At 46.1% G+C, this 3,033-nt stretch carries 3 protein-coding genes; all 3 read right to left on the reverse strand.

The annotated features are described in order from the left end of the window. Positions 1-408: 408 nt before the first annotated feature. The gene (locus B3D59_RS10700; RefSeq protein ID WP_286819697.1) at positions 409-1,248 is read right to left on the reverse strand and encodes a GIY-YIG nuclease family protein; all 840 of its coding nucleotides are present in this window, start codon (positions 1,246-1,248) and stop codon (positions 409-411) included. Between the two features lie 273 nt (positions 1,249-1,521). Next, positions 1,522-1,953 (reverse strand): hypothetical protein, encoded by a 432-nt coding sequence (locus tag B3D59_RS10705; protein ID WP_286819699.1) that lies wholly within the window; start codon positions 1,951-1,953, stop codon positions 1,522-1,524. Positions 1,954-2,115: 162 nt separating this feature from the next. Beyond that, positions 2,116-3,033 (reverse strand): PD-(D/E)XK nuclease family protein (locus B3D59_RS10710; RefSeq protein ID WP_286819701.1); only part of this gene is annotated, 918 nt, incomplete at its 5' end.

Below are 3,033 nucleotides of genomic sequence, written 5' to 3' on the forward strand. Positions count from 1 at the left end.
ACAGCGACCAGAACCACTGGTCGACTTCGACGGTGGCGTAGCGGCTGCTGTACTGCGCCAGTAGGTTGCGGCCCTCCTGCCGGGAATAGACCAGCCCTTCCCAGGAGTCGTATTTCCAGCTGCAGGTGCCGATGCGGATGGGTGTGCCGGTGTCCATGTAAGCGACAATAAGCGGATTTGGGGTGAGGGGCAAGAGGGGGACAGGATTCCAGACGTGAAGAGAATTCGTTTCGGACCTTATCCTACAGCAATCTTCCGGCTTTCTCCTGTTTCTTCCTCCCCACTGCTTGAATGGCGTGGTCGTTGTGGTACATAGCACCTTGGCTCCGGCTGCTTGGAGTGTGATACATTTTTAGTCTGCCATTGACAGACGCTTGCTTATATCCGTGTTTTGTAGAGGAAGATTGTTCAATTTTTATTGTAGCCATATTCCTTTGATAACAATACGGATTTCCACCAGGATTCACGTCTTATAATGACATTGTCGTCGACTGTAGATTTGAAAATTTCCAGAATCGAATAGTTGAAGTTTTCTTTGATATGGCTGAAATCCAGGTTTTTTAGATCAATATTCCCTCCATGACCGTTATTGATATAACTAGTCCATCTCCCATGTATCATATTTTCCCCATAAGCAGAACCAACATACATTTTTCCATTACTTGTGTCAGAAATTAAATAAATTCCTTTTTGGTTTTCTAAAGCTACCTTCCAATCACTATAATGAATAATTTTTGACAATTTTAACCAAGAAATATTGATATTTTCATAACCGGGGAAAATGTTGTCCTGATATCTATCTTCTAATATCTGAGCAACCTTACACTCATGAATCACACTTTCAGCTTTTCTTATGAGATTTTGACCCCTATTTTTGTACCGAATGATTACACGGCCAAAAAATTGTGCATATTTATCTAACGTTTCATATTCGTATCCTACGCCATTGAAAATGTTCAGATCTTTTGTCACTCGACTTATATCGAACAACAGCCATTTATCATCATCAACTCTTACAAAGCCTATTGCAATCTCACCTTCTTTAAATGATTTTTTCTTGTTATAATTCCAAAACTGCCAATTAAGTAAAGTTTCTGGGTTATGATTAAATTTTTCTATCGGATCATCGTTTTTGTACGATTTGACAAAACGAATTTTTAAATTATCAAAGTTATCAAAATGTAAAAGATCGTTGATGAAAATAGGTTGGTGCATGAATTTTTCTTCTCCAAGTTCATATTCCGGCACAGGAGTTTCGGGGCTACACGCTGTGCTAAGAGATAATAATTCGATATTTTAAGATTTATCTGGCTGGACCCTTTAAACCCCACCCTTGTCAACGTGTTAGTCTTAGTCAAGGGCCGACAAGGGTTGCTCTGGAAATTCTTATCTATCCCCAGTGTTTTCGTGTGAGAGGCCCTGTTCTTCGGGCCTCGCGCTTCCCAAGACATCAATGTAGTGGCCAAATAATATGATCGAATCAAAAACGATACATATCTGTTCCCAGTTCTCTTCCTGAACTCATACTAGTGTCAAAGGTGTGTTACTGTTTTCTACAAATTCAAAATCTTCATCTGGTTCTGCGGCTTCCCCATCATCATCTATAAAATCAAAAGAGTAATCTACATATCCGTCATGTTTGTCAAAGAGAAGCGCGTACTGCCTTGCTGTTAACGCTACTTCGAGCTCTGCATTAAAAACCAAGCCAAAATTGCTATCACCAAGATCTATATATTCATACTCAAACTTGACGATCCTCAAGTCGGGATCATAAATTTGAATATCCTCTTCGTTCTCTTCATCATAAAAATTAATGTTATCAAATTCGGGCTTAAACGATTGAATTCCCTTTTCTTCATTGAGCCACTGGAGTTGGTACATAGCTTCTTTGGTCACTTCAAGATTGCATTTGTAGACTTTTTTTTCATCGCTGCTGTCTGATTGTGATTTCATGTTTTCATCCTCTTGGTGATTTGTAATAACATTGTCAAACTTCTTTGCCAGTTTTGTACTATCTACATCTAAAGCTTCATCGCTACCTTAAATTCCGATATAGCCACTGATTTTAGCAGCAAGCTTCAAAAATTTTATCCGAGTTCGTTAACCACAAGATTTTTATTTTTGGGGATTGTGAGCTATGGTGGCCATGGTGCCGGCAACCACGAAATGAATACATTGGTGCATGACCGGTACGCCGGTAGCCTCTTGCAGGGCGTGCGCGTACGCCGCCAGCTGGCCGCTGTACCCGAGCGCCCGTTCCAGCATGTCGTGATGGGCTCCGGGGAAAGATTTGTGATCGATCAGCAGCCATCCCCGTTCGGTCCTTACCGCCAGATCGATCCAACCGCTGAGCAGTTGTCCGTTTGCCTGGACCTGGTGGATCGGCCATTCGGGAAAGGCCTCGTACGTGCCGTGGGTGGATTGTAACCACTGGTGCAATCCCTGCACCGTCATGGCGACTTCTCCTGGTTGCAGGTGGTGGTCGGCCTGGAACCGTTGCAGCGTCTCTTTGATCATCTGCAGGCGATTGTCTCCATCCGTGATAAAAAAGGAGGCGGCGATGATGGCGTGCAGGGCATCGCCCACCGCCTGCATGTCGGCAGCTCCGTGCAGGCTGAGCCGCGGGCCGATCGTGGCTGTCGAGGCGACAGTGGCGCTGGCAACCGGCGGAAAAGCACTGGGCGACAACAACGCCGGCGGCCTGAATTCGGCGGGGCGGCGCGGCGGAAACCAGAGACGGGGAAGGGACGAATCCGGAACCGGGGGAGACTCGTTTGCCTGCAGTAGCCGATGGAGCACGTCAATCTGCCGTCCGTCCGGTAATTGCATGACCCCATCGGTCGGTGTGAACCAGTCGGCTTCCAGCAGCGCCAGCCAGGGAAAGGCTTTTTTCTTGCCGGGTAAAGGGAGCACGAGCAGGTCGCGGGCACGGGTAAAGCTGACATACAGCAGCCTGATCGCCTCGGCCTGTTGCCGGCGAAGATCCTCCGTGCCGATCCGGCTCTCCGAGATCCTCTCGTAGACGTCGATACC

The organism is Desulfobacter sp. UBA2225, from assembly GCF_002348205.1.
In the GTDB taxonomy this organism is placed as follows: Bacteria; Desulfobacterota; Desulfobacteria; order Desulfobacterales; family Desulfobacteraceae; genus Desulfobacter; species Desulfobacter postgatei.

What these genes read in the sequence shown, in the direction of transcription:
- B3D59_RS10705 (WP_286819699.1), bottom strand. Translation starts at nt 1,953, where the DNA reads ATGAAATCACAATCAGACAGCAGCGATGAAAAAAAAGTCTACAAATGC.